This is a genomic window from Spirillospora sp. NPDC048819 (genome assembly GCF_040650055.1).
Classification (GTDB): domain Bacteria; phylum Actinomycetota; class Actinomycetes; order Streptosporangiales; family Streptosporangiaceae; genus Spirillospora.
On sequence record NZ_JBEZGN010000008.1, the window covers coordinates 174,377 to 198,499 of the forward strand.

The following is a 24,123-nucleotide window of genomic DNA, read 5'->3' on the forward strand; positions in this document are numbered from 1 at the left end:
GTGCGGGGGCGAGGCGGCGCCTGGTACGACGACGACGCGGGGCCCGTCGTCCGCCCGTACGCGCTCACCGGCGGCCGGACGCACTACGACGGCGTCGAGTTCGATCTGGTGGCCCTGATCGTCGCGGCGGACCCGCCGGCGTCCGACGGCGACGGCCCGGCACTTGCGGCGTCCCCGTGGGCGCCGGAGCCGGAACATGACATGATCTTGGAGCTTTGCCGCACCCCGTTGTCGGTCGCCGAGATAGCGTCGGATCTGGAACTTCCCCTCGGGGTCGTCCGTGTCCTGCTCGGCGACCTGCTCGACCACTCGCTGATTCAGGTCCGGCGTCCCGCGCCGGTGGCGCAGTTCCCCGGCGAGCGCGTACTCAAGGAAGTGATCGATGGAATCCGTGCGCTCTGACGCGGTCGCCCCCCCGGGCGAATCCGCGCTGACGGTCAAGATTCTCGTGGCCGGTGGTTTCGGCGTCGGCAAGACCACCCTGGTGAGCGCGGTCAGCGAGATCCGTCCGCTGCGCACCGAGGAGGCGCTCACCGAGAAGAGCATCGGGATCGACGACACCACGGCCGTCGCGTCGAAGACGACGACGACCGTGGCGATGGACTTCGGGCGGATCACCCTGCCGAACGGCCTCGTGCTGTTCGTGTTCGGGACGCCCGGCCAGGACCGGTTCTGGTTCATGTGGGACGAACTGGCCAAGGGCGCGCTCGGCGCGGTCGTCCTGGTGGACACCCGCCGCCTCGCCGACTGCTTCGCGTCGGTCGACTACTTCGAGCGGCGCGGCGTCCCGTTCATCATCGGCGTCAACCGGTTCGACGGGGCGGGCCAGCACACGGCCCAGCAGGTCCGGGACGCGCTCGACCTGTCGCCCGACATCCCGGTGATCTCCTGCGACGTGCGCGACAGGGAGGACGCCAAGCGCGTGCTCATCACCCTCGTCGAGCACATCATGCGCACCATGAGCGGCCGCCAGTACGCCTAGTGCTTGAGGGTGCAGGCGTCCCCGGCGCCTGCACCCTCAAGCACGTGCGCTCGCCGCGTCGCCCGGCTTGCCTTGCCGTGCGTTCCCGACCCCTGGACCTTCGGTCCGGGGGTCTTCGTTGTCTGCGCTGGTCGGCGGCTTTGTCCTCTGAGTGGAAGAAGTTCGGTTGATCTAGAGAAAAGGTCTTCTCAAAGAGGCGAAAGCCGGTTACGGTCTCGCCATGAGACCGGAGTCACACGGCCCCGGACCGGTTCCGAGAGGACGGCGTGATGCGCATGTCGGCTCGCCCGCAGAACGTGCATCAGGCGCGCCTGCTGCGGCTGCTGCGTGACGAGGGCCCGCGCTCGCGGGCCGAGCTGGGCGACGTCGTCCGGCTGTCGCGCTCGAAGCTGGCCGTGGAGCTGGACCGGCTCGTCGAGCTCGGGCTGGTCGAGGGCGCGGGGCTGGCCGCGTCCCGGGGCGGGCGCCGCTCCGGGATCGTCCGGCTGTCGCCGCGGCTGCGGTTCGTCGCCTTCGACATCGGCGCCACCTCGATCGACGTCGCCGTGACCGACGGCGCCATGGAGGTGCTCGGGCACGTCAGCGAGGAGTGCGACGTCCGGCAGGGCGCGACCGTGGTGCTCGACCGGGCCCTCGACCTGCTCGGCAAGCTGCGCGACGAGGGCCTGATCGGCCAGGTGCACGGCACCGGGATCGGGGTGCCCGGGCCGGTCAGCTTCCGCGACGGCATGCCGGTCGTCCCGCCGATCATGCCCGGCTGGGACCGGTTCCCGGTGCGGGACGCGATCGGGCAGGAGCTCGGCTGCCCGGTGCTGGTCGACAACGACGTGAACCTTATGGCGCTCGGCGAGCTGCACGCCGGGCTGGCCCGCGCGGTGGACGACTTCCTGCTCGTCAAGATCGGCACCGGCATCGGCTGCGGCATCGTCGTGGACGGCGCCATCTACCGCGGCGTGTCCGGCAGCGCCGGCGACATCGGCCACATCCGCGTCGACGACGACGGCCCCATCTGCGCGTGCGGCAACGCCGGCTGCCTGGAGGCCTACTTCGGCGGCGCGGCGCTCGCCCGGGACGCGGAGGCGGCCGCCAGGTCGGGCCGGTCACCGCAGCTCGCCGCGCTGCTGGAGACCCACGGGCAGCTGTCGGCCGTGCACGTCGGCGAGGCCGCCGCCGCGGGGGACCCGGTCGCCGTGCAGATCATCCGGGAGGGCGGCCGGCACGTCGGGCAGGTGCTCGCCGGGCTGGTCAGCTTCTTCAACCCGGGGCTCGTCATCATCGCGGGCGGCGTCGCCGGTCTCGGCCACGCGCTGCTCGCCGAGATCCGCAGCGTCGTCTACCGCCGGTCCGCGCCGCTCGCGACCGGCAACCTCCCGATCGTGCTGTCCGAACTCGCCGGGGCCGCCGGCGTGGTCGGCGGCGCCCGACTCATCAGCGACCACGTCTTCTCCGCGTCCTAACCCCCTCTCCGCCGAGGAGGCCCGATGGGCTCGCCCGAAACCGAACCCCTGCTGCTGATGCGCGGCATCGTCAAGCAGTTCCCCGGCGTCCGCGCCCTGGACGGCGTCGACCTCGACGTACGTCCCGGCGAGGTGCACTGCCTGCTCGGGCAGAACGGCGCCGGGAAGTCGACGCTCATCAAGGTGCTCGCCGGCGCGCACCAGCCGGACGAGGGCGAGATCCTGTTCGCCGGGAAGCCGGTGCGGCTCGCCGGGCCGACCGCCGCGATGCGGGCCGGCATCGCGACCATCTACCAGGAACTCGACCTGGTGGACGGGCTGTCGGTCGCGGAGAACATCTTCCTCGGCCACGAGAAGGCCACGTTCGGCTTCACCCGGCGCGGCGACGCCGAGAAGGCCGCGCGCGAACTGCTCGGCCGGCTCGGGCACGGGGAGATCCCGCCGCGCCGCGAGGTCGGCCGGCTGCCCGCGGCGGGCAAGCAGGTCGTCAGCATGGCCCGCGCCCTGTCGCACGAGGCCCGCATCCTCGTGATGGACGAGCCGTCCGCCGCCCTCGCCCACGACGAGGTGGACAACCTGTTCCGCATCATCCGGGAGCTGACCTCCGCCGGCGTCGCGGTCATCTACATCTCGCACCGCCTGGAGGAGATCCGCGAGGTCGGCGACCGGGTGACCGTCCTCAAGGACGGCAGGGCCGTCGCCGTCGGGCTGCCCGCCCAGACCACGTCCACCGACGAGATCGTGTCGCTGATGACGGGCCGCGACGTCGAGTACGTCTTCCCCGAACGCCCCGACCCCCCGCGCGACGACGACGACCGGCCCGAGGTGCTCCGCGTCGAGAACCTGGCGCTTCCCGGCGCCTTCGACGACGTGTCGCTCACCGTCCGCGCCGGCGAGATCGTCGGGCTCGCCGGGCTGGTCGGCTCCGGCCGCTCGGAGATCCTGGAGACCGTCTACGGCGCGCGGCGTCCCGCCCGCGGACGGGTGCTCGTCGACGGCCGGCCGGTCCGGCCCGGCGACACCGGCGCGGCGGTGCGGCGCGGGATGGGCATGGCGCCGGAGGAGCGCAAGAGCCAGGCGCTGCTGATGAACGAGACCGTCGCGGGCAACGTCAGCGTCGCCGGCCTGTCCCGGTACGCCTCGTTCGGCTGGCTCAACCGCCGCCGCGAGATCGCCGCCGTGCGCCGCCAGATCGAGGCGCTCGACATCCGCCCGCCCGACCCGAAACGGCCGGTCGTGACGCTGTCGGGCGGCAACCAGCAGAAGGTGGTGCTGGCGCGCTGGCTGCTCGGGGCCGCCGATCTGCGGCTGCTGATCCTGGACGAACCGACCCGCGGCGTGGACGTCGGCGCCCGCGCCGAGCTGTACGCGGTGATCCGCGAGCTCGCCGGGCGCGGCATCGGGGTGCTGCTGGTGTCCAGCGAGGTCCCCGAGGTGCTCGGGCTCGCCGACCGCGTCCTCGTCGTCCGCGAGGGGCGGGTCGTGCACACCGGCGACGCCCGCGACCTCGACGAGGCCACCGTGCTCAACATGATCATGGAAGGGAGTGCCCTGTGACCGCGCGTCAATCTGAGGGGACGACCCCCCAGACCCCCGGGAACGACACGGGTCATTCCGAGGGGGCCGCAACCGAGTCCGGCGGGGCGCCCGTCTCGCTGACCAAGAAGGCGGGGCCCGGCGGGCCGTGGCGGCCGTTCGCCAGGGGCGGCGGCGTGGCGCGCGGGCCCGGCGAGATCCACCATCTCGGGCTGGCCGCCGCGCTGGTGCTGCTCGCCGGCGTCGGGCTCGCGACCCAGCCCGACAACTTCGCCACGTCCGGGAACATGGTCGCCATCCTGGTGCTCGCCGCCACCATCGGCGTGATCACCGTCGGCCAGACGTTCGTGATCATCGGCGGCGGGATCGACCTGTCCGTCGGGTCGGTGATGGCGCTGGCGTCGGTATGGGCGACGACCGTGGCGACGCAGTCGTACGGCCCGGCGGTGATGGCGCTGTGCGCGATCCTCGTCGGGACGGGCACGGGCGTCGTGACCGGGCTGCTGATCTCCTACGGGCGGATGGTCCCGTTCATCGTCACCCTCGCGATGCTCGTCGCGGCGCGGGGGCTGGCGCAGCGGATGTCGGACCGCAGGACCCAGCTCATCGGCCCGGAGAACGACGCCCTCGTGGCGCTGTCCACGACGAAGATCCTCGGGCTGCCGCTGGTCGTGTACATCTTCGCGGCGGTCGGGCTGGCCGGCTGGCTGCTGCTCAACCGCACCACGTTCGGCCGCCGGACGTTCGCGGTCGGCGGCAACCCCGAGGCGGCGCGGCTCGCCGGCATCGACGTCCGCCGGCACACCCTGACGCTGTACGCGCTGTCGGGGTTCTGCTGCGGCATCGCCGCGATCATCATCATGGCGCGCACCACCACCGGCTCCAGTACGCACGGCGACCTGTACGAACTGGACGCGATCGCCGCCGTCATCATCGGCGGCACGCTGCTCACCGGCGGGCGCGGCACCGTCGTCGGGTCGATCCTCGGCGTGCTGGTGTTCACCCTCATCACCAACCTGTTCATCCTGAACGGCCTGCAGACCAGCGACCAGCTGATCGCCAAGGGCGCCATCATCGTGGGCGCCGTGCTGCTGCAGCGTCGCGGGCTCCGCTCGCCCACCTGACCCCCCTGCCAGCCCACCCCTCAATCAGGAGCACGACATGCGTGAACAGCGCCCGCATCAGAAGGGCCCCCGTCCCACTCGTAGAGGCGTCCTGTTCGGCGGCGCCGTCGTCGCGGCCGGCGGCCTGGCCGCGGCCTGCACCGGCAACTCCGAGAGCGGCGACTCCGGCACGACCCCGCAGGCCGGCACGCTCGCCGGCGACAACGACAAGCCGGGCAAGGAGGTGACCGTCGGGTTCTCCGCGCCCGCCGCGGACCACGGCTGGATCGCGGCGATCGCCAAGAACGCCGAGGCGCAGGCCAAGAAGTACTCCGACGTGAGCTTCAAGCCGGTGGAGCCGACCAACGACATCAACCAGCAGATCTCCGCCGTCGAGTCGCTGATCAGGGCGAAGGTCAACGTGCTGGTGATCCTGCCCAACGACGGCGAGCAGCTCAACCAGGTCGGCCGCAAGGCGATGGACGCCGGCATCCCGGTCGTCAACCTCGACCGCGTCTTCCCCGACAACCTGTCGTACCGGACGTGGATCGGCGGCGACAACTACGGCATGGGCGTCTCCGCCGGCAACTACATCGGCAAGAAGCTCAAGGACAAGGGCGTCGCCGACCCGGTCATCGTGGAGATCCAGGGCATCGCGACGCTGCCGCTGACGCAGGACCGCAGCAAGGGCTTCGCGGACGCGCTGAAGTCCCACGGCTTCTCCGTCACCGCCAAGCAGGACGCGAAGTTCACCGTCGAGTCCGGCAACCAGGTCGCCTCCAACCTGCTGCAGGCGCACAAGAAGATCGACGCCGTCTGGAACCACGACGACGACCAGGGCGTCGGCGTGCTCGCAGCGATCAAGCAGTCCGGCCGCAAGGAGTTCTTCATGGTCGGCGGCGCCGGGTCCGCCAACGCGATGCGGGAGATCAAGGCGGGCGGCGTGCTGGAGGCGACCGTCACCTACTCGCCGACGATGGCCGCGTCCGCGATCAAGCTGGGCCGGTTGATCGCGCAGGGCAAGGGGATGGCCGACCTGGTCGAGCTGCAGGTGCCGCAGTCGATCACCCTGGCGTCCGAGACGATCACCAAGGACAACGTCGACCGCTACATGCCGCTCGGCTTCGAGTCCTGAGCGACGGGGGCGCCGGCGCGTCCGCCCCGCACGGGGTGGATGCGCCGGCCAGACAGAGAGGTGAGCAGGATATGACGACCGTCGGAGTCGGGATGGTCGGGCACGCGTTCATGGGACGCGCCCACTCCCAGGCGTGGCGCAGCGTCGGGCCGTTCTTCGGGCCGCCGCTGACCCCGGTCATGACCGCGCTGGCCGGGCGTTCCGCCGAGCGCGCCGGCGCGGCCGCCGCGTCGCTCGGGTGGGCGTCGGTGGAGACCGACTGGAAGGAGCTGCTCCGCCGCGACGACGTCCAGCTCGTCGACATCTGCACGCCGGGCGACAGCCACGCCGAGATCGCGGTCGCCGCGCTCGACGCGGGCAAGCACGTGCTGTGCGAGAAGCCCCTCGCCAACTCCGTCGCTGAGGCCGAGGCGATGGCCGCCGCCGCCGACCGGGCCCGCGAACGCGGCATCCGGTCGATGGTCGGGTTCAACTACCGGCGCGTCCCCGCGGTCACCCTGGCCCGCCGGCTGGTCGCCGACGGGCGGCTCGGGACCGTCCGGCACATCCGGGCCCAGTACCTCCAGGACTGGCTGACCGACCCGCAGGCCCCGTTCAACTGGCGGATGGACCGCGACAGGGCCGGGTCGGGCGCGCTCGGTGACATCGCCTCGCACATCGTCGACACCGCGCAGTTCATCACCGGGCACAAGGTGACGGGGGTGTCGGCGACGATGGAGACCTTCGTCCCGGAACGCCCGGCGCCCGGGGGCGGCACCGCCCAGGTCACCGTGGACGACGCCGCCCTGTTCATCGGGCGCACCGACGGCGGCGCGCTCGCGTCCTTCGAGGCCACCCGCGCCGCCACGGGACGCAAGAACGCGCTGCGGATCGAGGTCAGCGGCTCGTCCGGCGCACTGTCCTTCGACCTGGAGTCGCTGAACGAGCTGTGGTTCTACGACGGGACGGAGGACGCGGCGACGGCCGGGTTCCGGCGCATCGTCGTCACCGAGCCCGTCCACCCCTACACCGGGCACTGGTGGCCGCCCGGTCACGTGCTCGGCTACGAGCACACCTTCACCCACCAGATGGCCGACCTGCTCACGGCGATCGCTGACGGCACCGACCCCAGCCCCTCGTTCGCCGACGGGCTCCGGATCCAGCGCGTCCTCGCCGCCGTCGCCGACAGCGCGGCGTCCCGGCGCTGGGTCGACGTCGAAGGGAGCGACTGACATGGCACGACCGATCACCCTGTTCACCGGCCAGTGGGCGGACCTGCCGTTCGAGGAGGTCTGCCGGCTCGCGTCCGGCTGGGGCTACGAGGGACTGGAGATCGCCTGCTGGGGCGACCACTTCGAGGTGGACAAGGCACTCGCCGACGACACCTACGTTCCCCGCAAGCTGGAGACGCTCGCCAAGCACGACCTGAAGGTCTGGGCGATCTCCAACCACCTCGTCGGCCAGGCCGTCTGCGACAACCCCGACGAACGCCACCAGGCGATCCTGCCCGAACGGATCTGGGGCGACGGCGAGGCCGAGGGCGTCCGGCAGCGCGCCGCGGCCGAGATCAAGGACACCGCGCGCGCCGCCGCGAAGCTCGGCGTCGACACCGTCATCGGCTTCACCGGCTCGTCGATCTGGCACACGGTCGCGATGTTCCCGCCGACCCCCGACGCGATGGTCGAACGCGGCTACGCCGACTTCGCCGACCGCTGGAACCCCATCCTGGACGTGTTCGACGAGGTCGGCGTCCGGTTCGCGCACGAGGTCCACCCGAGCGAGATCGCCTACGACTACTGGACGACCGTGCGGACGCTGGAGGCGATCGGGCACCGTCCCGCGTTCGGCCTCAACTTCGACCCGTCCCACTTCGTCTGGCAGGAACTCGACCCGGTCGGCTTCCTGTTCGACTTCCGCGACCGGATCTACCACGTCGACTGCAAGGACACCAAGGTCCGCACCGGCGACGGCCGGCGCGGGCGGCTCTCGTCCCACCTGCCGTGGGCGGACCTGCGGCGCGGCTGGGATTTCATCTCCACCGGCCGCGGCGACGTCCCCTGGGAGGACGTCTTCCGCGCCCTCAACTCGATCGGCTACACCGGCCCCATCTCGGTCGAGTGGGAGGACGCCGGCATGGACCGGCTGCAGGGCGCCCCGGAGGCGCTGGAGTTCGTCCGCGGCCTCAACGCGATGGAACTGCCGACGTCGTCCTTCGACTCCGCGTTCTCGTCCGAGTGACCCGCGGCGCGCCGCCCCGGTGAGGCCACGCACCGGGCGCGGCGCGCCGCTCCCCTCACGACGCGACCCGGGCGCCTACCCTTCCCGGGGCGTGGTCTTCGACGAAACGCTGCACCTCGGCGAGCGGAGCACCGAGCGGCGGGACGATGATGAGCCGGTCCACGCCCATCGCGCCGTAGGCGGTGACGTGCTCCTCATCCGGCGCCCGCGGCGGGGTGACGGAGATGTGCAGCGGCGGACGGTCGCCGGTCTCCTCGGTCAGCCGTGAGATGAGATCCGCGGCGGCGCGGCGTCCGAGCATCCAGCCGTACCAGCCGTCGGCGTGCCGGACGGCCCGCCGCAGCGCGGCCCGGCTGTGCCCGCCCGTCACCACCGGAACGGGACGCTGCACCGGACGCGGATGAGCGTCCACGCCGTCGAAGTCCACGTGGCGCCCGTGGAAGGCGGGCTTGTCGTCGTGCCACAGCGACCGGATCGCCCCGAGGTACTCGTCTGCGCGCGCGCCGCGGTCCTCGGGCGGGACGCCGAGGGCCCGCAGCTCCGGCTCCAGGTATCCGACGGCCATGCCGAAGATGAGCCGTCCCCCGCTCAGCACGTCGACGCTGGCGAGCTGCTTGGCCAGGATCAGCGGGTTGCGCTGCGGCAGGACGATGATCCCGGTCCCGAGGGCGATGCGCTCGGTGTGCGCCGCGAGGTGGGCGAGCGCGATCAGCGGGTCGAGGACGGGGACGTCCGGGTCCAGGGGCGAGGAGTCGACGCGCGGGCTCGGCAGCACCACATGGTCGGCGACCCACAGCGAGTCGTACCCGAGGTCCTCGGCGAGCTCGGCGACACGGGCGGTGGCGCGCGGTTCCGCGCACGCGTGCAGGTTGGCGGCGAAAAGTCCCAAGGTCGGTGGCATGGCTCAATAGTCGAACTTTTCCACGATCGAGTCAAGCGATGATCGACGGGATATACGCTGTCGGCATGGCTTCGATGCGGGACGGACTGCCCGAGGGCCTCGCCTCCCTCACCGGTTTCCAGATGTCCAAGTGCGGCTGGTGGCTGGAGCAGCGGCTCGAAGAGGAGCTGCGGCCCCTCGGCCTCCGGGTGCGGCACTTCCTCGTCCTCGCGATGCTCGGCTCCTCCGGAACGCTGTCGCAGCAGGAGATGGCCGGCTACCTCCTGCTCGACCCCACGCTCATGGTCGGGCTCGTGGACGATCTGGAGGCGCGCGGGCTCTGCGAGCGAACCCGGGACCCCAAGGACCGGCGGCGCTACTCCGTCCAGATCACCGAAGAGGGGACCGCGCTGCACCGCCGGGCCCGCGAAGCCGCCGACCGGGTCGGAGCGGACGTGTTCGGGCCGCTGTCGGACGACGAACTGCGCATGCTCACCCGTGCACTCGGACGGGTGATGGAGCCGTTCTGGGCCGAGCAGACGGTGCGCCCGCGCCGCAAGCCGGTGCGCTGAGCGGGATCAGGGCAGGGCGCGGAAGTCGGCGAAGTCGAAGCCGGGGGAGACCACGCAGCTGACCAGGACCTCCTCGTCACCGGACGGACGGGCGGCCTGCCACACGCCCGCCGGCACGACGGCCTGCGGGACCTGCCCGCCCGCCACGTCCGCTCCCAGCGTGATCGACTCCTGCGTCCCGGACGGGCGTTCTCCGTCCCCGCCGAGGAGCAGCGTCAGCGGCCCACCCCGGTGCCACAGCCACACCTCGGCGGACCGGACGGCATGCCACATCGACTCCTCGCCGGGCGGCAGCAGGAAGTAGATGCCGGTGGCGCTGGCCCGCTCACCCGGGTATCCGTCCGGCGTGAACGCCACGTCCGACCGCCACGTCTCCCGGTACCACCCGCCCTCGGGGTGCGGCAGCAGGCTGAGGGCCTCGGCCGTCGCGGGACGATCGAGCATCGCGACGTGCCGCCCGTCCGGGCCGCGCCGCAGGTACCGGACGCGCGCAGCCGTCGTCCGGTCGATCACCCCGCGTCCAGGCACGGCACCCGGCGCCGGATCCAGCGTGACGGCGACGACCTGCCCGTCCTCGAACACGTCATCGGCCACGGCCAGCGCGGCGGCGTCATCGGGCGCCCACACCGCGCCCGCCTCGGACAGGACGAACCGCGGGCCGGGCTGGGCCTGCCAGGCATCGAGAGTCGTGAGCAGCAGCACGGTCAGTCCATTTCGGAGAGGCGGGCCGGGTCGAAGGCGATCGGGTAGGGGCGGTCCAGCGTGATGGTTTCGCCGGAGCGGGCCTTGGCGGCCACCTCGTAGCGGTCGTCCCTGAGTTCCAGCATGGTGATCGTTGGACGGGGTTCCAGGTCGACCAGCCAGTAGTGCGGGATGCCGGTCAGGGCGTACTCGCTCACCTTGCGGACGCGGTCGATCTGCTCGTTGACGGTGCGGGGCGTGACGACCTCGGCGACGAGGATGAGGTCGGGACCGTAGTAGGTGCGGGTCTGCCGTTCCAGGGCGGCGCGGGCGACGTCGCGGGTCACGGCGAAAACGTCCGGCTTGCGGATGCCGGCGGGGGTGGTCACGTCCTGCGGAGCCCCGGCGACGTGGACGTCGGCGTCCGCCTGGCGGGCCGCGTCCTTGAGGACGTTCTTGAGCTGTTCGGCGGCGTGGTCGTGCCACAGGTCGCCCGGCAGTTCGTTCAGCCACCCGTCCGCCAGTTCGTAGCGGCGGCCCTCCTCGGGCAGCGCGTCCAGGTCGTACAGCGTGTACGGACCGTGCGCGCGGCCGAGCGTCCCGCCCATGGATCGTCCCCCTCACCTCGGCTTCTCCGAATTTAGCGGACGCGGGTCCGGCAGGGCCGCAGGCATGATCGCGCGTCGGGATGCGGCCAATGTCTCGAAAGCAGAGGGGCGGCAGGTTAAGATACATCGTGTCTTGGACTTGACCCTCCACCCGGGGGAGGGACGAGTCTGCGGAGGCAGACCCTTTTCTCTCTCTTCTCTCTCTCCGAAGGAGAGATGCGTTGACTTTCCTCCCCGCCTAAAGGCAGGGGATTCCAACCGTCGCCGGTCGGGTTTCCTGCTTCGTCGCCGACTGCCCCGTCCGGGAGGGCTCCCGTTGAGGTCTTACACCGGCTCCACAGGCAGACACCGCCAGCCCGGCGGCCAGAACGTTGCGGGCCGCGTTGACGTCGCGGTCGTGGACCGCGCCGCAATCGCAGCGCCATTCCCTCACGTCGAGGGGCATCTTCTCGGTGCTGGTCCCGCACTGCGAGCACAGCCTGGAGGAGGGGAACCACCGGTCGATCACGATGAGTTCGCGGCCGTACCAGTCGGCCTTGTACTCCAGCATCGTCCGCAGGTCCCGCCATGCCGCGTCCGAGATCGCGCGGGCCAGCGAGTGGTTGCGGACCATGCCCGCGACGTTCAGGTCCTCGATCACGACCGTTTGGTTCTCACGGACGAGCCGAGTCGACAGCTTGTGCAGGTGATCACGGCGCCGGTCAACGATCCGCGCGTAGATCCGGGCAACATTCCGGCGGGCCTTGTCCCGGTTCTTCGACCCCTTCGCCTTGCGAGACAGATCGTTCTGCGCTTTGGCGAGGCGTTCCCGGTCCCGCCGCTCGTACCGGGGGTTGGTGACCTTCTCTCCCGTCGACAGCGTCACCAGCGACGTGACCCCCGCGTCCACGCCCACCACCTGGCTGACCGGGTCAAGCCGCGCAATCATGTCCTCGCACAAGATCGAGCAGAACCAACGCCCCGCACTGTCGCAGGAGACGGTCACCATGGACGGCTCCGACCCCACCGGCAATGGGCGCGACCACACGATGTCCAATGGATCGGACATCCTCGCCAAGGTGAGTTCACCATCTCGCCAGCGGAACGCCGAACGGGTGTACTCCGTCGAGCCGCGAGTCTTCTTCTTCGCCTTGAAACGCGGATACTTCGCGCGCCTGGCGAAGAAGTTGGTGAACGCGGTCTGAAGGTGCCGCAACGCCTGCTGAAGCGGGACGCTGGACACCTCGCACAAGAACCCGAGCTCCGGGGTCTTCTTCCATTCGGTCAGCGTGGCCGAGGACTGCACGTAGGAGATGCGGCGCTGCTCGCTGTACCAGGCACGGGTGCGTTCTTCCAGCGCCTTGTTGTAAACGAGGCGCACGCAGCCAAACGTGCGGGAAAGTTCCGCCGCCTGCTCGCCCGTGGGGTAGAAGCGGTACCGGAACGCCCGCTTCACCTGCCGTGCCATGCCTCACATCCTACCGGCGTCACGGCTGAATATCGTACGCCAGTTCGAATTTGCAGCGTTGTGCAGCGTTTCCTTAGGTACTTGACGGCAGGGGCATCCATGATCAAGGAGGACTGATGAGCGTCGAGCAGCATCCACAGAACGCGCCCGCGCTGCGCGCCTCGGACCGCGACCGCGACGAGATGCTCGTCCGGCTGCACACGGCCTTCGCCGAGGGGCGGCTGAGCGAAGCCGAGCTCGACGAGCGCATCGACCTGGTCCTGGCCTCACGCACCCATGAGGAACTCGGGGCAGTGGCCGCCGACCTGCCCCGCCAAGGGGGCGGTGCGGTCCCGGAGTGCTCCGGACCCGCCGGGCGGTTCCAGGTCGCCTACAAGAGCCCGGTCACGCGCGCCGGACGCTGGCGGCTGCCCGAGCGTTTCACCACCGTCGTCTACAAGGGGACGGGCCTGCTCGACCTGCGGTCCGCCGAGCTGGACGGGCCCGTCACCGTGCTTCGGATCCTGGCCTACAAGTCCTCGGTGGAGATCATCGTGCCTCCGGGTGTTCGCGTGGAGACCGACGGTGTGGGCGTCTCCACCGAGGTCCACGGCGTCCCGCCGGCCGGTGCGCCGGTCGTTCACGTCCGGGGTTATGCCTACAAGGGAACGATCGAGGCGAAAGATCGAATACGCCGCTCATGAAGTGATAGAACGCTCCCGCGGCCCCATTGGCCGCCGTTCACCTGGATGTCCGTACAGACACCTGTGTGGCGCGATTTGATGGTGGTCCGACAGGACCGTGAAGGAGCGCGTGTGACGGCGAGCACCCCGGAGCAGGACGAGGCCCGGCGGACGGCCGAGGAGGAAACGGCCGGCTCCCGCCAGGTCCGGCGGCGGCTGACCTTCGGCGTCGCCGGCGACCTCGCCGGCATGCGGGCGGCGCTGTCACCCTGGCAGCGCGCGTACGAGGCGTGGCGGGCCGCCGGGCTGAGCTGGGGCCACGGTGCCCCGCCCCGGGAACGGTCCGCCGGCGAGGCCACGAGCGTCAACGCCGTCCGCCTGGAGGAGGCGCCGGAGACAGCGGAGCCCGAGCCCGCCGAGCCCGCCCCCGAGAAGACCGAGAGCAAGAAGCCCGCGTCGAAGAAGGCCGCGCCCGACCCGGACGACGTGCTGGTGGCCGGGCCGAGCCTGACCGCGCGGAAGCAGGCCCCGTCCCCGCCCCCGGCGCGCGGGCTGCGTTCGCGGCTGGCGGTTGTGACCGGGCTCGTCCTGGTCGCCGCAGGCGTGATCTTCACGGTGTCCCAGGGGGAGAGCGGCTCGGACGAGCCGGGCGTCCCCGGCCCGGTGGCGGCGGACGCGCTCTTCGCGCCCGACCCGGCCGCCGAGACCGACGGGCTCGTCCAGGACCTCGCCGCCGTCGCCGCGGCCGGCGGGACGCTGGTCGCCGCGGGCACCGAGAGCGACGGCGTCGCGGGACGGGAGCGGACCAGGTTCCTCTCCTCCGTCGACGGGGGACACGCCTGGTCGCTGGGGCGGATCCGCACGGCGGACGGCTCGGTGCTCCCGTTCGGCGACGACCCGGGCATGGTCTCCGGCGGGAACGGACTGTGGGCGGCGCTCGGCCGCACGTCCGGCGGCGGCACGGTGGCGTGGACGAGCCGGGACGCCAAGACCTGGACCAGGCACACGCTCGGCGCCGCGTTCCAGCCGTCAGACAAGGTGAACCACCTGGCCCGCACCGGCGACGGCTTCGCGGCCGTGGGCGTCGCGGACGGCCGTGCCGTCGTCTGGATCTCGGCGGACGGCGGCACCTGGCAGCGCGTCGAGGGCTTCAAGGGGATCACGGGCTTCGAGCGCGTGGCGTCGTCCGGGACGGTCCTGGTGGCGTACGGGACCTACTCCAGCAAGGTCACCCGGAGGCGGGGCGGGAAGAAGGTCACGCGCACCGTGCCCGCCCACGCCGTCTGGCGGTCCACGGACGGCGGGCGGACGTGGGCCCCCGTGGAGATCCCGCAGGCGCAGGGCTCGTACGGGCCCACGAAGGGCCTCACGTTCGGTCCCGGCGGGTTCGCGACCGTCCGCGAGGGCAAGCACACGACCGGCCCGAAGAAGCGCCGCAGGACGACGCGCTTCGGGGTCCTGTTCACGTCGGCGGACGGCCTGAAGTGGCAGGTCGCGAGCCGCTTCAAGGGGTACGGAATCGAGCGGTTCGGCGGAACGCCGGCCGGCCTCGCGGTGCTGGTGCAGGGCGCCGAGGGCGCCCGCACGATCCTGCGCAGCGCCGACGGCCGCGCGTGGCAGCCGGGCGGCACCGTCGCCGCGCCCGTGCGGAGCAGCGGGCTGACGGTCGCGTCGGGCGGCGCGGTCGCGATCTCCGGGCGGCAGGGCGACGACGCCTACCTGCACGGCGTGGATCTGCGGACCGTGCCGGGGGCCGTCCGCCCGGAACGCGCGATCACGTCCGTCGCGGCGGCTCCCGGCCGCTCGGTCGCGGTGGGCAGCAGCAATGGCGGCGCGGCGATCTGGACGGCCCCGGACGGCCGCACCTGGCAGCGCGCCCGGTTCCCCGGCGCCGGCGGACGGCTTTCGGACGTCGTGCACGGCGGCGAGGGGTGGCTCGCGGTGGGCCGCACGTCCGGCGCGAGACCGGCGCCCCTCGCGATGACCTCGCAGGACGGGACGTCCTGGCAGAAGGCGGCGTTCCCCGCCGGCCCGCCGCCCGCGGCCGCCGCGACGGGGTCGTCCGGCTACGTCGCGGTCGGGACGGGCGCGATCTGGCGGACGGCCGACCTCCGGGCGTGGAAGCGCACCGACCTCGACGGCGCCCCGTCCGATGTGACGGCGACGGCCGCGAGGTACGTGGCGGTCGGCGCCCGTGGGGAGGCGCCGGCCGTCTGGACGTCACCGGACGGCGCGAAGTGGACGGCCGCCGAACTTCCGGCCGGTCTCGCCACCGGGCCGCTCACCGATGTCGCCGCCCACGGGAACGTCTTGGTGGCGATCGGCGAGGACGGTGCACCGCTGGTCTCCGCCGACGGCGGGACGACCTGGGGCGCGTACGGGCTCGGCGGCGACTTCAACGCCACCGCGGTCACCTCGACGCCGGACGGCTTCGTCGTCGCCGCGACCACCTCGACGCAGGACGCGGTGGTCCTGACGTCCGCGGACGGCGCCACGTGGCGGCTTCTCCGGGTTCCCGGGCTGTCGGGGGCCGGTGATCAGCGGCTCACCGCCCTGACCGCCATGGGCCCCGCCGTCCTCGCCACCGGAATCACGGCGGGCCCGCGCTCGGAGGTCCCGCTCCTCTGGAAGGCCCGCGTCCCGCGGTAGCGGCGGGGACGGTCAGCCGTTGCAGCCGCAGGAGCATCCCTTCGGGCATGAGCATCCGCCGCCGTGTCCGCAACTGCAGCCTTTTTTCGTCATGCGCGGAAAGTAGCCTCCGGCGCATTGTGCGGTCTATGGCCGTCGGCGCGAGGTGACTCTGTCGTGCAGGACACGGACCGCCCCGGGGCGGGGAATCTCGGGACGGCCCGTGCCTGGCTGGCGGCTCAGGCGTCGATGTGGAGGTCCACGCCGAGCAGGATCAGGACCCAGAGGAAGATGGCCAGCAGCGCGCTGCCCACGCGGCGGATCAGGCTTTCGTCGATATAGCCGCGGTCCCAGGCGATGAACACGCCGATGATGATGTAGATGAGGCCGACCAGGCTGATGTGCGGCCGGTATCGGGTCGCCATGTACGGCGTCTCCTCCCGGTGGGGGTCTGACGATCGCTCGCTGCCCCGCGGGTCAGGGAGAAAACACCGGCGGCATTCAGGGTCAGACCCTGACGCACTTTTTGGCACATCCCAAATTGGTGTGCGATGACCGTGCGGAAGCGGGCGCCCACCGTCCGGGCGGGTCGCCTATTTCCCCGACATGCTGATGCGGACGACGGTGGGGTCGCGGTCGTCGGGGCCGGCGAACTCGGCGTTGCGGTGCACCACGTCGAACTCGTGCTTGTCCCGCCGCAGGGACGGGCTGAGCAGGATGTGGTCGAGGACCTCGGAGTTGCCGCCGGTGACCGCCGTGTAGCGGTCGCCCGCGGGCAGCCGCGCCGGGAGGTCGGTGAGCCCGGTGCCCTGGACGAGGGCGCCGACGGGGGAGGAGGCCTCACCGTCGTTGAGCTCACCCGCGACGATCACCCTGGCGTCCGCGTCCACCTTCCGGACCGAATGAACAAACCCCGCCACGACGCGGGCCTGCGCGGCGCGGCGCCACTCGGTGGGACGGGCCGGCGGCTGGTGCCGGCCGAACAGCGGCTGGTCGTCGCCCGTGCGCGGGAACCACTGGTTCGCGATGACGATGATGCGGCGGCCCTGCCAGGTGAGCTCCCCGGCGAGGGGCTTGCGGGTCCCCGCCCACGCGGCGTCGCCCGGTGCGATCCGGCCGGGGCTGAGCGACAGCCCGGCCGTCCCGCCGCGCCGGACGGCCCGGACCGGCGTCACGGCGGGGTCGGGGCCCTTGGGCGGGTTATCGGGGAGCGGCTCGGTGAGGTTGGGGCGGTCGACGAACGCGAGCCCGCGGTCGGTGCGGAACAGGAACCCGATCCGCCGGTTGTCGCCCTTCCGGCCGCCGTCGGCGTTGTCGCGCGGGTCGACCGACCGCCAGTCGTAGGCGGGGCCGCCCGCCGCGCTGATCGCTGTGATCAGCTGGGCGACGGTCTGGTCGGCGGCGACGGTGCCGTCGTCGTCGGGGCCGCTGTTGTCGCCGAGGCCGCTGACGGTGATGAGATCGGGGGAGCGCAGCCCGGTCACGATGTCGCCGGCGAGGCCGGCGAACCGCGCGGGCGGCGCGTCCGGGTTCAGCCCGTCCAGCCCGGCGGTGGCGACGGCGAGTTCGCCGGGCCTCTGCGGGCGGGTGACCTCGCGGGGCAGCCCGCCGGCCTCGCGGCGCGGGGTCGCGGTGAGCAGCAGGCGGTAGTCGCCGTACCCGTAGTCGAGGACGCCGCGGTTCGCGCCCGGGAGCCGGTCGCCGACGTTCATCCCGGGCAGCGGGGCGAGGGCGTCGTCCAGGATGATCCGCTCGGGGTTGGCGTCGCCGTCGCGCAGCAGGATGCCGCCGCGCGCCGTCCGCGTCCCGGCTCCGGCGCCGTTCGCGGGCAGCACCGGGACCTCGCCGTAGCGGGACGGGCCGACCGCCACGGCCTCGCGGATCTCGATCCGCATCCCTTCGAGGGACTCGTAGAAGTCGATGCCGTCGCGGCGGGGGTCGAACGCGCCGCCCCGCTCGACGTCGCCGTACCCGCGGTCGATCACCTGCGGCGGCGGCCGGCGGCCACCGGGGCCGATGACGACCGGCGGCGGCAGCGGAGCGCCGTGCGCCTCGACGGTGGTCGCGGTGGCGTCGATCTCGGTGCGGGTCAGCCCGCCGGACGAGGCGCCGCCCGGACGGAACTCGGCGACCTTGCCGTCCACCCGGACGAAGTCGCCCGCCGCGACGCGGGGCCGGGTCCGGGTGAAGACGAACACGCCCTCGGACGTCGCGTGGTTCCTGTCGGGGCGGGGGTCCTGCATCCAGAACCCGTTGCCGGTCAGCGCGGTCACGACGCCGGGGACCCGCGCGACGGCGGAGCCGTTCAGCGGCGAGACGTGCACGGCGCCCTGGATGTCGCGGATGCGCACGGCGGGCGCCGCGGCGTGCGCGGCGTGCGGGGCGGCCAGCGGTGCGACGAGGACGGTCGCGGCCAGGAGCCTCCGGAGACCGTGCACCACCCGCGCTCCATGATCGACTAGGGAGTCCGACCGAACGACAAGGATGATACGCGTGCGCCCGGGCACCGCGTGCCGCCCTCGCGAACGTCGTCCGGGGCGGCACACCGCGGCCTTCGGGGCCTACTCCTCCAGCGTCAGCGCGGCCTTCGGGCACGAGCGGACCGCGTGCCGGACGCGGTCCTCCTCCTCCGGCGGGACGTCCGGCTTCAGGATCCGCAGCTCGTCGTCGTCGTCCAGGTCGAAGACCTCGGGTGCGAGCCCGACGCACACGGCGTTCGCCTCGCACACCAGAGGATCGACTCGTACTCTCATTCGCCTTCTCCGTTCCCGCCGTGAGCGTGCCGGTACCACCTTCGCCCGCCAACTTACCGAACGTGGTTCGGGGTGGTCTGCCGACCCCAAAAGTAGAACAGGTTCCATATAGGGGGACAAGGGCGGGTCTCACTGAGCGGATCTCGGATAGGGTGCCCGGACTGGAGGAGAGCGATGACCCACACCAAGGCGTCCACCGGCCCGGGGACGACCGGCACGTCCACCCCCGAGATGCCCGCCGACCTGCTGCGGGCGGCGCGCTACGCCAAGGGCTTCATGCCGGACGGTGAGGGCGCCGCGCTGTACGAGACGGCCCTGGAGTACGGGGCGCGCCTCGCCGGCACCGGCCCGATGCTGGAGGTCGGCACCTACTGCGGCAAGTCCGCGGTCTACCTGGGGGCCGCGGCCCGCGCGGCGGGAACGATCCTTGTCACCGTCGACCACCACCACGGCTCGGAGGAGAACCAGGCGGGCTGGGAGCACCACGACCCGTCCCTCGTCGACCCGAGCACAGGGCGGATGGACACGCTCCCCACCTTCCGGAAGACGATCGCCGCCGCCGGGCTCGAGGACGAGGTCGTCGCCGTGGTCGGGCAGTCCCGCACCGTGTCGGCCTTCTGGCGGACACCGCTGGCGCTGCTGTTCATCGACGGCGGCCATGCCGAGGAGCACGCGCAGGGCGACTACGAGGGCTGGGTCCCTCACGTCGCCGTCGGCGGGGCCCTCGTGATCCACGACGTCTTCCCCGACCCCAAGGACGGCGGGCAGCCGCCGTACCACGTGTACCTGCGGGCACTGGAGAGCGGCGCGTTCGAGGAACGCCGCGCCGAAGGCTCGCTGCGCGTCCTGGAACGCGTCAACGACACCGACCCGGTGCGCTGACCCGCGGCGTGCGCCGCCCTTGAGAGCGGCCGGGCGGCGCGCCGCAGGTGAGCGCTAGAGGTTCGTCCGCATCGGGTTGGCGACCGAGACCAGGGCGCATCCGCACGCGAGCGGGTCGGACGCCTCCGACGGTCCGAGCGGCCGTCCCGCGACCTCCTTGAACAGCCGGGCGCCGGGAGAGGCGTCCGCGAGCGCGTCCGCCGCCAGGATGACCGCCGCCGCCGTGTAGGTGGAACGGTCCCCGGGGAAGTGCCGCCGGTTCTCGAACTGCCAGCCCGTCCAGTACGAGCCGTCCTCGTGCCGCAGGTGCTGGATGGTGCGGAACAGCTCCAGCGCCCGGTCGCGGTCGCCCGCCGCGTCCAGCGCCAGCACCAGCTCGCAGCTCTCCGCCGCCGTCACCCACGGCTGGTCGGACACGCAGCGGCAGCCGAGGCCCGGCACGACGAACGTGTCCCAGTCCTCGTCGAACCGGCGCGCCGCGTCCTCGCCGCGGACCGGGCCGCCGAGCACCGGGTAGTACCAGTCCATCGACCAGCGGCTCTTGTCGGCGAACGCCTCCGGATGCGCGGCCACCACGTGCCCGAGCTGGTCGGCGGCAAGCTCCCACTCCGGCCGGTGCTCGCCGAGATGCTCGGCCAGCGCCACCGCGCACCGCAGCGACTGGTGGATCGACGAGCAGCCGGTCAGCAGCGCGTGGTCGGACGCCTCGCCGTTCTCGTGCCGGATCCAGATGATCTCCCCGCGCCGGGTCTGCAGGCCGAGGGTGAACTCGATCGCCCGCTGGACCGCGGGCCACATCCGCCGCGCGAACTCCTCGTCCCCGGTCATCTGCAGCTCGTGCCAGACGCCCACCGCGACGTAGGCGGCGTGGTTGGACTCGCCGCCCGGCTCGGTGACCTCGCCCAGCACCCACTTCGCGGGCCACGACCCGTCCGGCCGCTGGACGTTGCGCAGCCATTCGTACGCCCGCCTGGCCTCCTCACCGAGCCCGGCGACCGACAGCGCCATCGCGGCCTCGATGTGGTTCCAGGCGTCCACGTGCCCGGGGACGCCGCCCGTGGGGGAGAACCAGGGGATCGCGCCGGACTCCTCCTGCTGCGCGGCGATGCTCCGCGCCGTCGCGACGAGGTCGTCCGTCGACAGGACCCCGGTCACCGAAGGCGGGCCGGTCTCAGACCGCATCCGCGGTCTCCTTGGCCGGGGCCGCCGGCGTGCCCGGTGCGGCGGGCTTGGCGAAGTAGACGACGACGCTCTTGCCGATCACCGGGTTCAGCGCGCGCTCGGCCAGCCGGGTGGCGAGGGGGCGCTTCATGATGTCCCAGACGAGGATCTGGTGGTAGGCCTTGGCGAGCGGGTTGCCGTCGTTGTTCACCCCCACCGCGCACTTGATCCACCAGTACGGGGCGTGCAGCCCGTGCGCGTGGTGGTGGCCGCCGACCCGGAAGCCGACCGACTTCAGCTTGGCCTCCAGCTCGGCCCGCGTGTAGATCCGCACGTGCCCGCCGGGCGCGGTGTGGTAGTCCTCCGACAGCGCCCAGCACACCCGCTCGGGCAGCCAGCTCGGCACCGTCACCGCGAGCTTGCCGCCCGGCTTCAGGACGCGCAGCAGCTCGCGCATCGCCCGCATGTCGTCGGGGATGTGCTCCAGCACCTCCGACGCGATGATCGCGTCGAAGTGGTCGTCGGGGAACGGCAGGTCGAGCGCGTCACCCTGCACGGTCTCTGCGGTCGCGTCCTCGGGCACGTCGCCTTCGAGGCTCATCGCCCCGAACATCTTCTCGACGGCGGACAGCTCCTCGGCGTCCTGGTCGAAGGCGACGACGTGCGCACCCCGGCGGTACAGCTCGAAAGCGTGCCGTCCGGCGCCGCATCCCATGTCGAGGACGCGGTCTCCGGGGGTGACGCGGAACCGCTGGAAATCCACGGTCAGCAGGGTCGTGCTCCTTCCATACGGGGGAACGCCGTCGGGACGTCCCTCAGCCCTTGGCCTTGCCCGCGGCGAGCCGCAGGTAGTTCTGCTGGGTGATGGCGGCCCGGTAGTGCTCCACGGTGGCCTTCGCCACCGCGGGCCAGGCGAAGCGCTCCTGGACGCGGGCCAGGCCGGCGGCGCCGGCGCGGGCGCGCTCCCCGGCGGAGTCGTGCAGCCGGCGCAGGGTCGCGGCCAGCTCCTCCACGTCCCCGGGCTGGACGAGGACGCCCGCGTCGCCGACCACCTCGGGCAGTGCGCCCGCGCGGCTCGCGACCAGCGGCGTCCCGGACGCCATGTGCTCCACGGCCGGCAGCGAGAAGCCCTCGTAGCGGGACGGGACGGCGGCGATCTCCGCGGACGCCATCAGCTCGCCCAGCTCGTCGTCGCTGATGCCGCTGACGAACCGGACGCGGTCGCCGAGGGCCAGTTCCCGCACGAGTTTCTCGGTCGGGCCGTCCTTCTGCGGCTTGCTGACGACGATGACGTGCACGTCCCGCTCGGTGGCGAGCTTGGCGACCGCGTGCAGCAGCACGTCCACGCCCTTGATCGGCGCGTCGGCGCTGGCCATCGCCACGATCCGGCCGGGGACGCGCTCGCCGCGCGGGTGGAAGATGCGGGTGTCGACGCCGAGCGGAAGGATCTCGATGTCGCGCGGGTCGACCTTGAAGTCCTTGACGATGTCGACCTTGGACGACTCCGACACCGTCATCACGGGGCCGATCCGCCGCGACACCTGCGACTGCATGCCGACGAACCCGTACCAGCGGAACTTGCCGAGCTTCTGCTTGACGCCGCGCGCCGCCTCCAGCTCGATCCGCCGGTCGACGCTGATCGGGTGGTGGATGCTGGTCACCAGCGGCAGCCCGAGCCGGGCGATGCCGAGGTTGCCGAGGCCGAGGACCTGGTTGTCGTGCACGACGTCGAAGTCGCGGCGGCGCTTCTTCAGCAGCCGCAGCGCGCGCAGGCTGAACGTCAGCGGCTCGGGGAAGCCGCCCGTCTTCATGTGCGCGAACTCCAGGACGTCGATCCAGTCGCGGAACTCGCCGAGGGCCGGGATGCGGAACGGATCCTCGTCCCGGTACAGGTCCAGGCTCGGGATCTTGGTGAGGACGATCTCGTCGCGGTCCAGCTCCGGGTACGGCTGGCCGGACAGCACCTCCACCGTGTGCCCGAGATCGACGAGTTCCCGGCTCAGATGCCTGAGGTAGACGCCCTGGCCGCCGCAGTGCGGCTTGCTCCGGTACGAGAGCAGGGCGATCCGCAACGAAGCGGCCGGGCGCAGCGGATCACCGCCCGGCTCGCCTGCCTCACCCACGCCATCCCCTGCCCACGCACCACTCCCGTCAGTCGAGGAACGCCGGTCGCACGCGCACCGGCATCTCCTTGATGCCGTTGATGAAACTAGACCTTAGCCTCCGTACGTTACCGTTGAGTTCAATATTGGGCATGGCGTCCAAAAGTGTTTCGAAAAGCACACTGAGCTCGAGTCGGGCGAGATGGGCGCCGAGGCAGAAGTGCGGCCCGCCGCCGCCGAACCCCAGGTGGGGGTTGGGGTCGCGGCCCACGTCGAAGCCGTACGGGTCCGCGAACACGGCCTCGTCGCGGTTGGCGGAGGCGTAGAACACCACGACCTTGTCGCCCTCGGCGATCTTGCGGCCGCGGATCTCGGTGTCCCGGGCCGCCGTCCGCTTGAACAGGTTGACGGGGGTGACCCAGCGGACGATCTCGTCCGCCGCCGTCCGCACCAGGGACCGGTCGGCCTTGAGCCGCTCCCACTGCTCCCGATGCTCCAGCAGCGCCAGCATGCCGCCGGTCGCCGCGTTGCGGGTGGTCTCGTTGCCGGCGACCGACAGCAGCATCACGAACAGCTCGAACTCGTCCCCGCTCAGCACCTCGCCATCGGCGTCCGGCTGGAGCAGCTTGGTGACGATGTCCTCGCGCGGGTTCTCCCGCCGGTTTGCGGCCAGGACGTTCGCGTACGCGTACAGCTCCGTCGCGGCGGCCTGGCCCTCCTCCGGCGTCCGCTGGAACTCGGGGTCGTCCCCGCCGATCAGCGTGTTCGACCAGGTGAAGATCTTCTCCCGGTCCTCGGGCGGGGCGCCGAGCAGCTCGCAGATCACGTACAGCGGCAGCGGCGCCGCCAGGTCCCGGACGAAGTCGGCCTCCTCCCCCCGCTCCACGGTCTCGGCGACCAGCTCCCGGCAGATCTCCCGGATGTGCTGCTCCAGCGCGCCGATGGCGCGCGGGGTGAAGCCCCGGTTGACGATGCTGCGCTTGCGCGAGTGCTCCGGCGGGTCCTGGTTGAGCATCATCATCCGCTGCAGGACGAGATGCTCCTCCTCCGGTTCCTCGAACAGCGCGAGCCGCCTCCACGAGGAGAACAGCTCCGGGTGCCGCGACACGTGCACGACGTCCTCGTGCCGGGTGATCGCCCAGAACGGCGGGAAGTCCCGGCCCGGGTCCCCGTGGTGCCGGTGAACCGGGTCGTGCTCGCGCAGCCAGGCCAGCTGCCCGTGGGGAATGCCTCCGTGCTCGTACGCGCCGGGATCGACCAGCTCGATGTCGGGGGTGGTGTCGGGGGTCGCGGTCACCTGAACCTCCTCGGGGTCCC

Annotated in this window: 23 protein-coding genes; 12 read left to right on the plus strand and 11 right to left on the minus strand. The window is 72.1% G+C overall.

The window, feature by feature from the left end:
- From AB0C35_RS14395 to AB0C35_RS14430, 8 genes are all read left to right on the plus strand, one after another.
- Complete coding sequence (locus AB0C35_RS14395) at window positions 1-402, plus strand: DUF742 domain-containing protein (protein ID WP_358454870.1); 402 nt, start codon at window positions 1-3, stop codon at window positions 400-402.
- A complete protein-coding gene (locus tag AB0C35_RS14400; RefSeq protein WP_358454873.1) occupies window positions 383-982 on the plus strand; it encodes an ATP/GTP-binding protein in 600 nt (199 codons plus the stop codon). Before AB0C35_RS14395 ends, AB0C35_RS14400 begins: the two co-directional genes overlap by 20 nt.
- A gap of 269 nt (window positions 983-1,251) precedes the next feature.
- Window positions 1,252-2,439, plus strand: a complete 1,188-nt coding sequence (locus AB0C35_RS14405; protein WP_358454875.1) for an ROK family transcriptional regulator — start codon at window positions 1,252-1,254, stop codon at window positions 2,437-2,439.
- A 24-nt stretch (window positions 2,440-2,463) separates the two neighbouring features.
- Window positions 2,464-3,996: a sugar ABC transporter ATP-binding protein gene (locus AB0C35_RS14410; protein WP_358454878.1), complete on the plus strand. Its 1,533-nt coding sequence runs from the start codon at window positions 2,464-2,466 to the stop codon at window positions 3,994-3,996.
- Window positions 3,993-5,099, plus strand: coding sequence for an ABC transporter permease (locus AB0C35_RS14415; protein ID WP_358454880.1), 1,107 nt, complete (start codon window positions 3,993-3,995; stop codon window positions 5,097-5,099). Before AB0C35_RS14410 ends, AB0C35_RS14415 begins: the two co-directional genes overlap by 4 nt.
- A gap of 37 nt (window positions 5,100-5,136) precedes the next feature.
- Window positions 5,137-6,213: an ABC transporter substrate-binding protein gene (locus AB0C35_RS14420; RefSeq protein ID WP_358454883.1), complete on the plus strand. Its 1,077-nt coding sequence runs from the start codon at window positions 5,137-5,139 to the stop codon at window positions 6,211-6,213.
- 71 nt (window positions 6,214-6,284) lie between these two features.
- Window positions 6,285-7,424 (plus strand): Gfo/Idh/MocA family oxidoreductase, encoded by a 1,140-nt coding sequence (locus AB0C35_RS14425; RefSeq protein ID WP_358454886.1) that lies wholly within the window; start codon window positions 6,285-6,287, stop codon window positions 7,422-7,424.
- 1 nt (window position 7,425) lies between these two features.
- Window positions 7,426-8,430, plus strand: coding sequence for a sugar phosphate isomerase/epimerase family protein (locus AB0C35_RS14430; RefSeq protein ID WP_358454889.1), 1,005 nt, complete (start codon window positions 7,426-7,428; stop codon window positions 8,428-8,430).
- A 55-nt stretch (window positions 8,431-8,485) separates the two neighbouring features.
- On the opposite strand, the gene AB0C35_RS14435 is transcribed toward AB0C35_RS14430, so the two are convergent.
- The gene (locus AB0C35_RS14435) at window positions 8,486-9,331 is read right to left on the minus strand and encodes an LLM class F420-dependent oxidoreductase (RefSeq protein ID WP_358454891.1); all 846 of its coding nucleotides are present in this window, start codon (window positions 9,329-9,331) and stop codon (window positions 8,486-8,488) included.
- Window positions 9,332-9,396: 65 nt separating this feature from the next.
- Between AB0C35_RS14435 and AB0C35_RS14440 the strand changes: the two genes are divergently transcribed.
- Window positions 9,397-9,882: a MarR family transcriptional regulator gene (locus tag AB0C35_RS14440; RefSeq protein ID WP_358454894.1), complete on the plus strand. Its 486-nt coding sequence runs from the start codon at window positions 9,397-9,399 to the stop codon at window positions 9,880-9,882.
- 6 nt (window positions 9,883-9,888) lie between these two features.
- Here the strand turns inward: AB0C35_RS14440 and AB0C35_RS14445 are convergent, their stop codons facing one another.
- The 3 genes from AB0C35_RS14445 to AB0C35_RS14455 all read right to left on the minus strand — a co-directional run bounded on the left by AB0C35_RS14445 (window position 9,889) and on the right by AB0C35_RS14455 (window position 12,618).
- A complete protein-coding gene (locus tag AB0C35_RS14445) occupies window positions 9,889-10,584 on the minus strand; it encodes a cupin domain-containing protein (protein ID WP_358454896.1) in 696 nt (231 codons plus the stop codon).
- A gap of 2 nt (window positions 10,585-10,586) precedes the next feature.
- Complete coding sequence (locus AB0C35_RS14450) at window positions 10,587-11,171, minus strand: Uma2 family endonuclease (RefSeq protein WP_358454898.1); 585 nt, start codon at window positions 11,169-11,171, stop codon at window positions 10,587-10,589.
- 238 nt (window positions 11,172-11,409) lie between these two features.
- Entirely contained in the window at window positions 11,410-12,618 is a 1,209-nt protein-coding gene (locus AB0C35_RS14455; protein ID WP_358454900.1) for an RNA-guided endonuclease TnpB family protein, read from the minus strand.
- Between the two features lie 116 nt (window positions 12,619-12,734).
- Between AB0C35_RS14455 and AB0C35_RS14460 the strand changes: the two genes are divergently transcribed.
- Together AB0C35_RS14460 and AB0C35_RS14465 are read left to right on the plus strand one after the other, a co-directional pair.
- Window positions 12,735-13,301: a DUF1707 domain-containing protein gene (locus tag AB0C35_RS14460; RefSeq protein ID WP_358454902.1), complete on the plus strand. Its 567-nt coding sequence runs from the start codon at window positions 12,735-12,737 to the stop codon at window positions 13,299-13,301.
- Window positions 13,302-13,412: 111 nt separating this feature from the next.
- Window positions 13,413-15,929, plus strand: coding sequence for a hypothetical protein (locus tag AB0C35_RS14465; protein ID WP_358454904.1), 2,517 nt, complete (start codon window positions 13,413-13,415; stop codon window positions 15,927-15,929).
- 218 nt (window positions 15,930-16,147) lie between these two features.
- On the opposite strand, the gene AB0C35_RS14470 is transcribed toward AB0C35_RS14465, so the two are convergent.
- The 3 genes from AB0C35_RS14470 to AB0C35_RS14480 form a co-directional block, all read right to left on the minus strand.
- Window positions 16,148-16,333, minus strand: coding sequence for a hypothetical protein (locus tag AB0C35_RS14470; RefSeq protein ID WP_358454906.1), 186 nt, complete (start codon window positions 16,331-16,333; stop codon window positions 16,148-16,150).
- Between the two features lie 168 nt (window positions 16,334-16,501).
- Entirely contained in the window at window positions 16,502-18,349 is a 1,848-nt protein-coding gene (locus AB0C35_RS14475; protein ID WP_358454909.1) for an endonuclease/exonuclease/phosphatase, read from the minus strand.
- Window positions 18,350-18,469: 120 nt separating this feature from the next.
- Window positions 18,470-18,661, minus strand: a complete 192-nt coding sequence (locus AB0C35_RS14480; RefSeq protein WP_358454911.1) for a ferredoxin — start codon at window positions 18,659-18,661, stop codon at window positions 18,470-18,472.
- Between the two features lie 174 nt (window positions 18,662-18,835).
- Between AB0C35_RS14480 and AB0C35_RS14485 the strand changes: the two genes are divergently transcribed.
- On the plus strand, window positions 18,836-19,543 hold the full coding sequence (locus AB0C35_RS14485) for a class I SAM-dependent methyltransferase (RefSeq protein WP_358454913.1): 708 nt from the start codon (window positions 18,836-18,838) through the stop codon (window positions 19,541-19,543).
- 54 nt (window positions 19,544-19,597) lie between these two features.
- Here the strand turns inward: AB0C35_RS14485 and AB0C35_RS14490 are convergent, their stop codons facing one another.
- The 4 genes from AB0C35_RS14490 to AB0C35_RS14505 are packed head-to-tail and all read right to left on the minus strand — an operon-like array spanning window position 19,598 to window position 24,103.
- Window positions 19,598-20,725 carry a prenyltransferase gene (locus AB0C35_RS14490; RefSeq protein WP_358454916.1) on the minus strand — a complete coding sequence of 376 codons (1,128 nt, stop codon included), beginning with the start codon at window positions 20,723-20,725 and terminating at the stop codon, window positions 19,598-19,600.
- The gene (locus tag AB0C35_RS14495) at window positions 20,715-21,476 is read right to left on the minus strand and encodes a methyltransferase domain-containing protein (RefSeq protein WP_358455082.1); all 762 of its coding nucleotides are present in this window, start codon (window positions 21,474-21,476) and stop codon (window positions 20,715-20,717) included. Before AB0C35_RS14495 ends, AB0C35_RS14490 begins: the two co-directional genes overlap by 11 nt.
- A 43-nt stretch (window positions 21,477-21,519) precedes the next feature.
- On the minus strand, window positions 21,520-22,827 hold the full coding sequence (locus tag AB0C35_RS14500; RefSeq protein WP_358454919.1) for a glycosyltransferase family 4 protein: 1,308 nt from the start codon (window positions 22,825-22,827) through the stop codon (window positions 21,520-21,522).
- A 28-nt stretch (window positions 22,828-22,855) separates the two neighbouring features.
- A complete protein-coding gene (locus tag AB0C35_RS14505; protein WP_358454922.1) occupies window positions 22,856-24,103 on the minus strand; it encodes a cytochrome P450 in 1,248 nt (415 codons plus the stop codon).
- Between the last annotated feature and the right edge of the window lie 20 nt (window positions 24,104-24,123).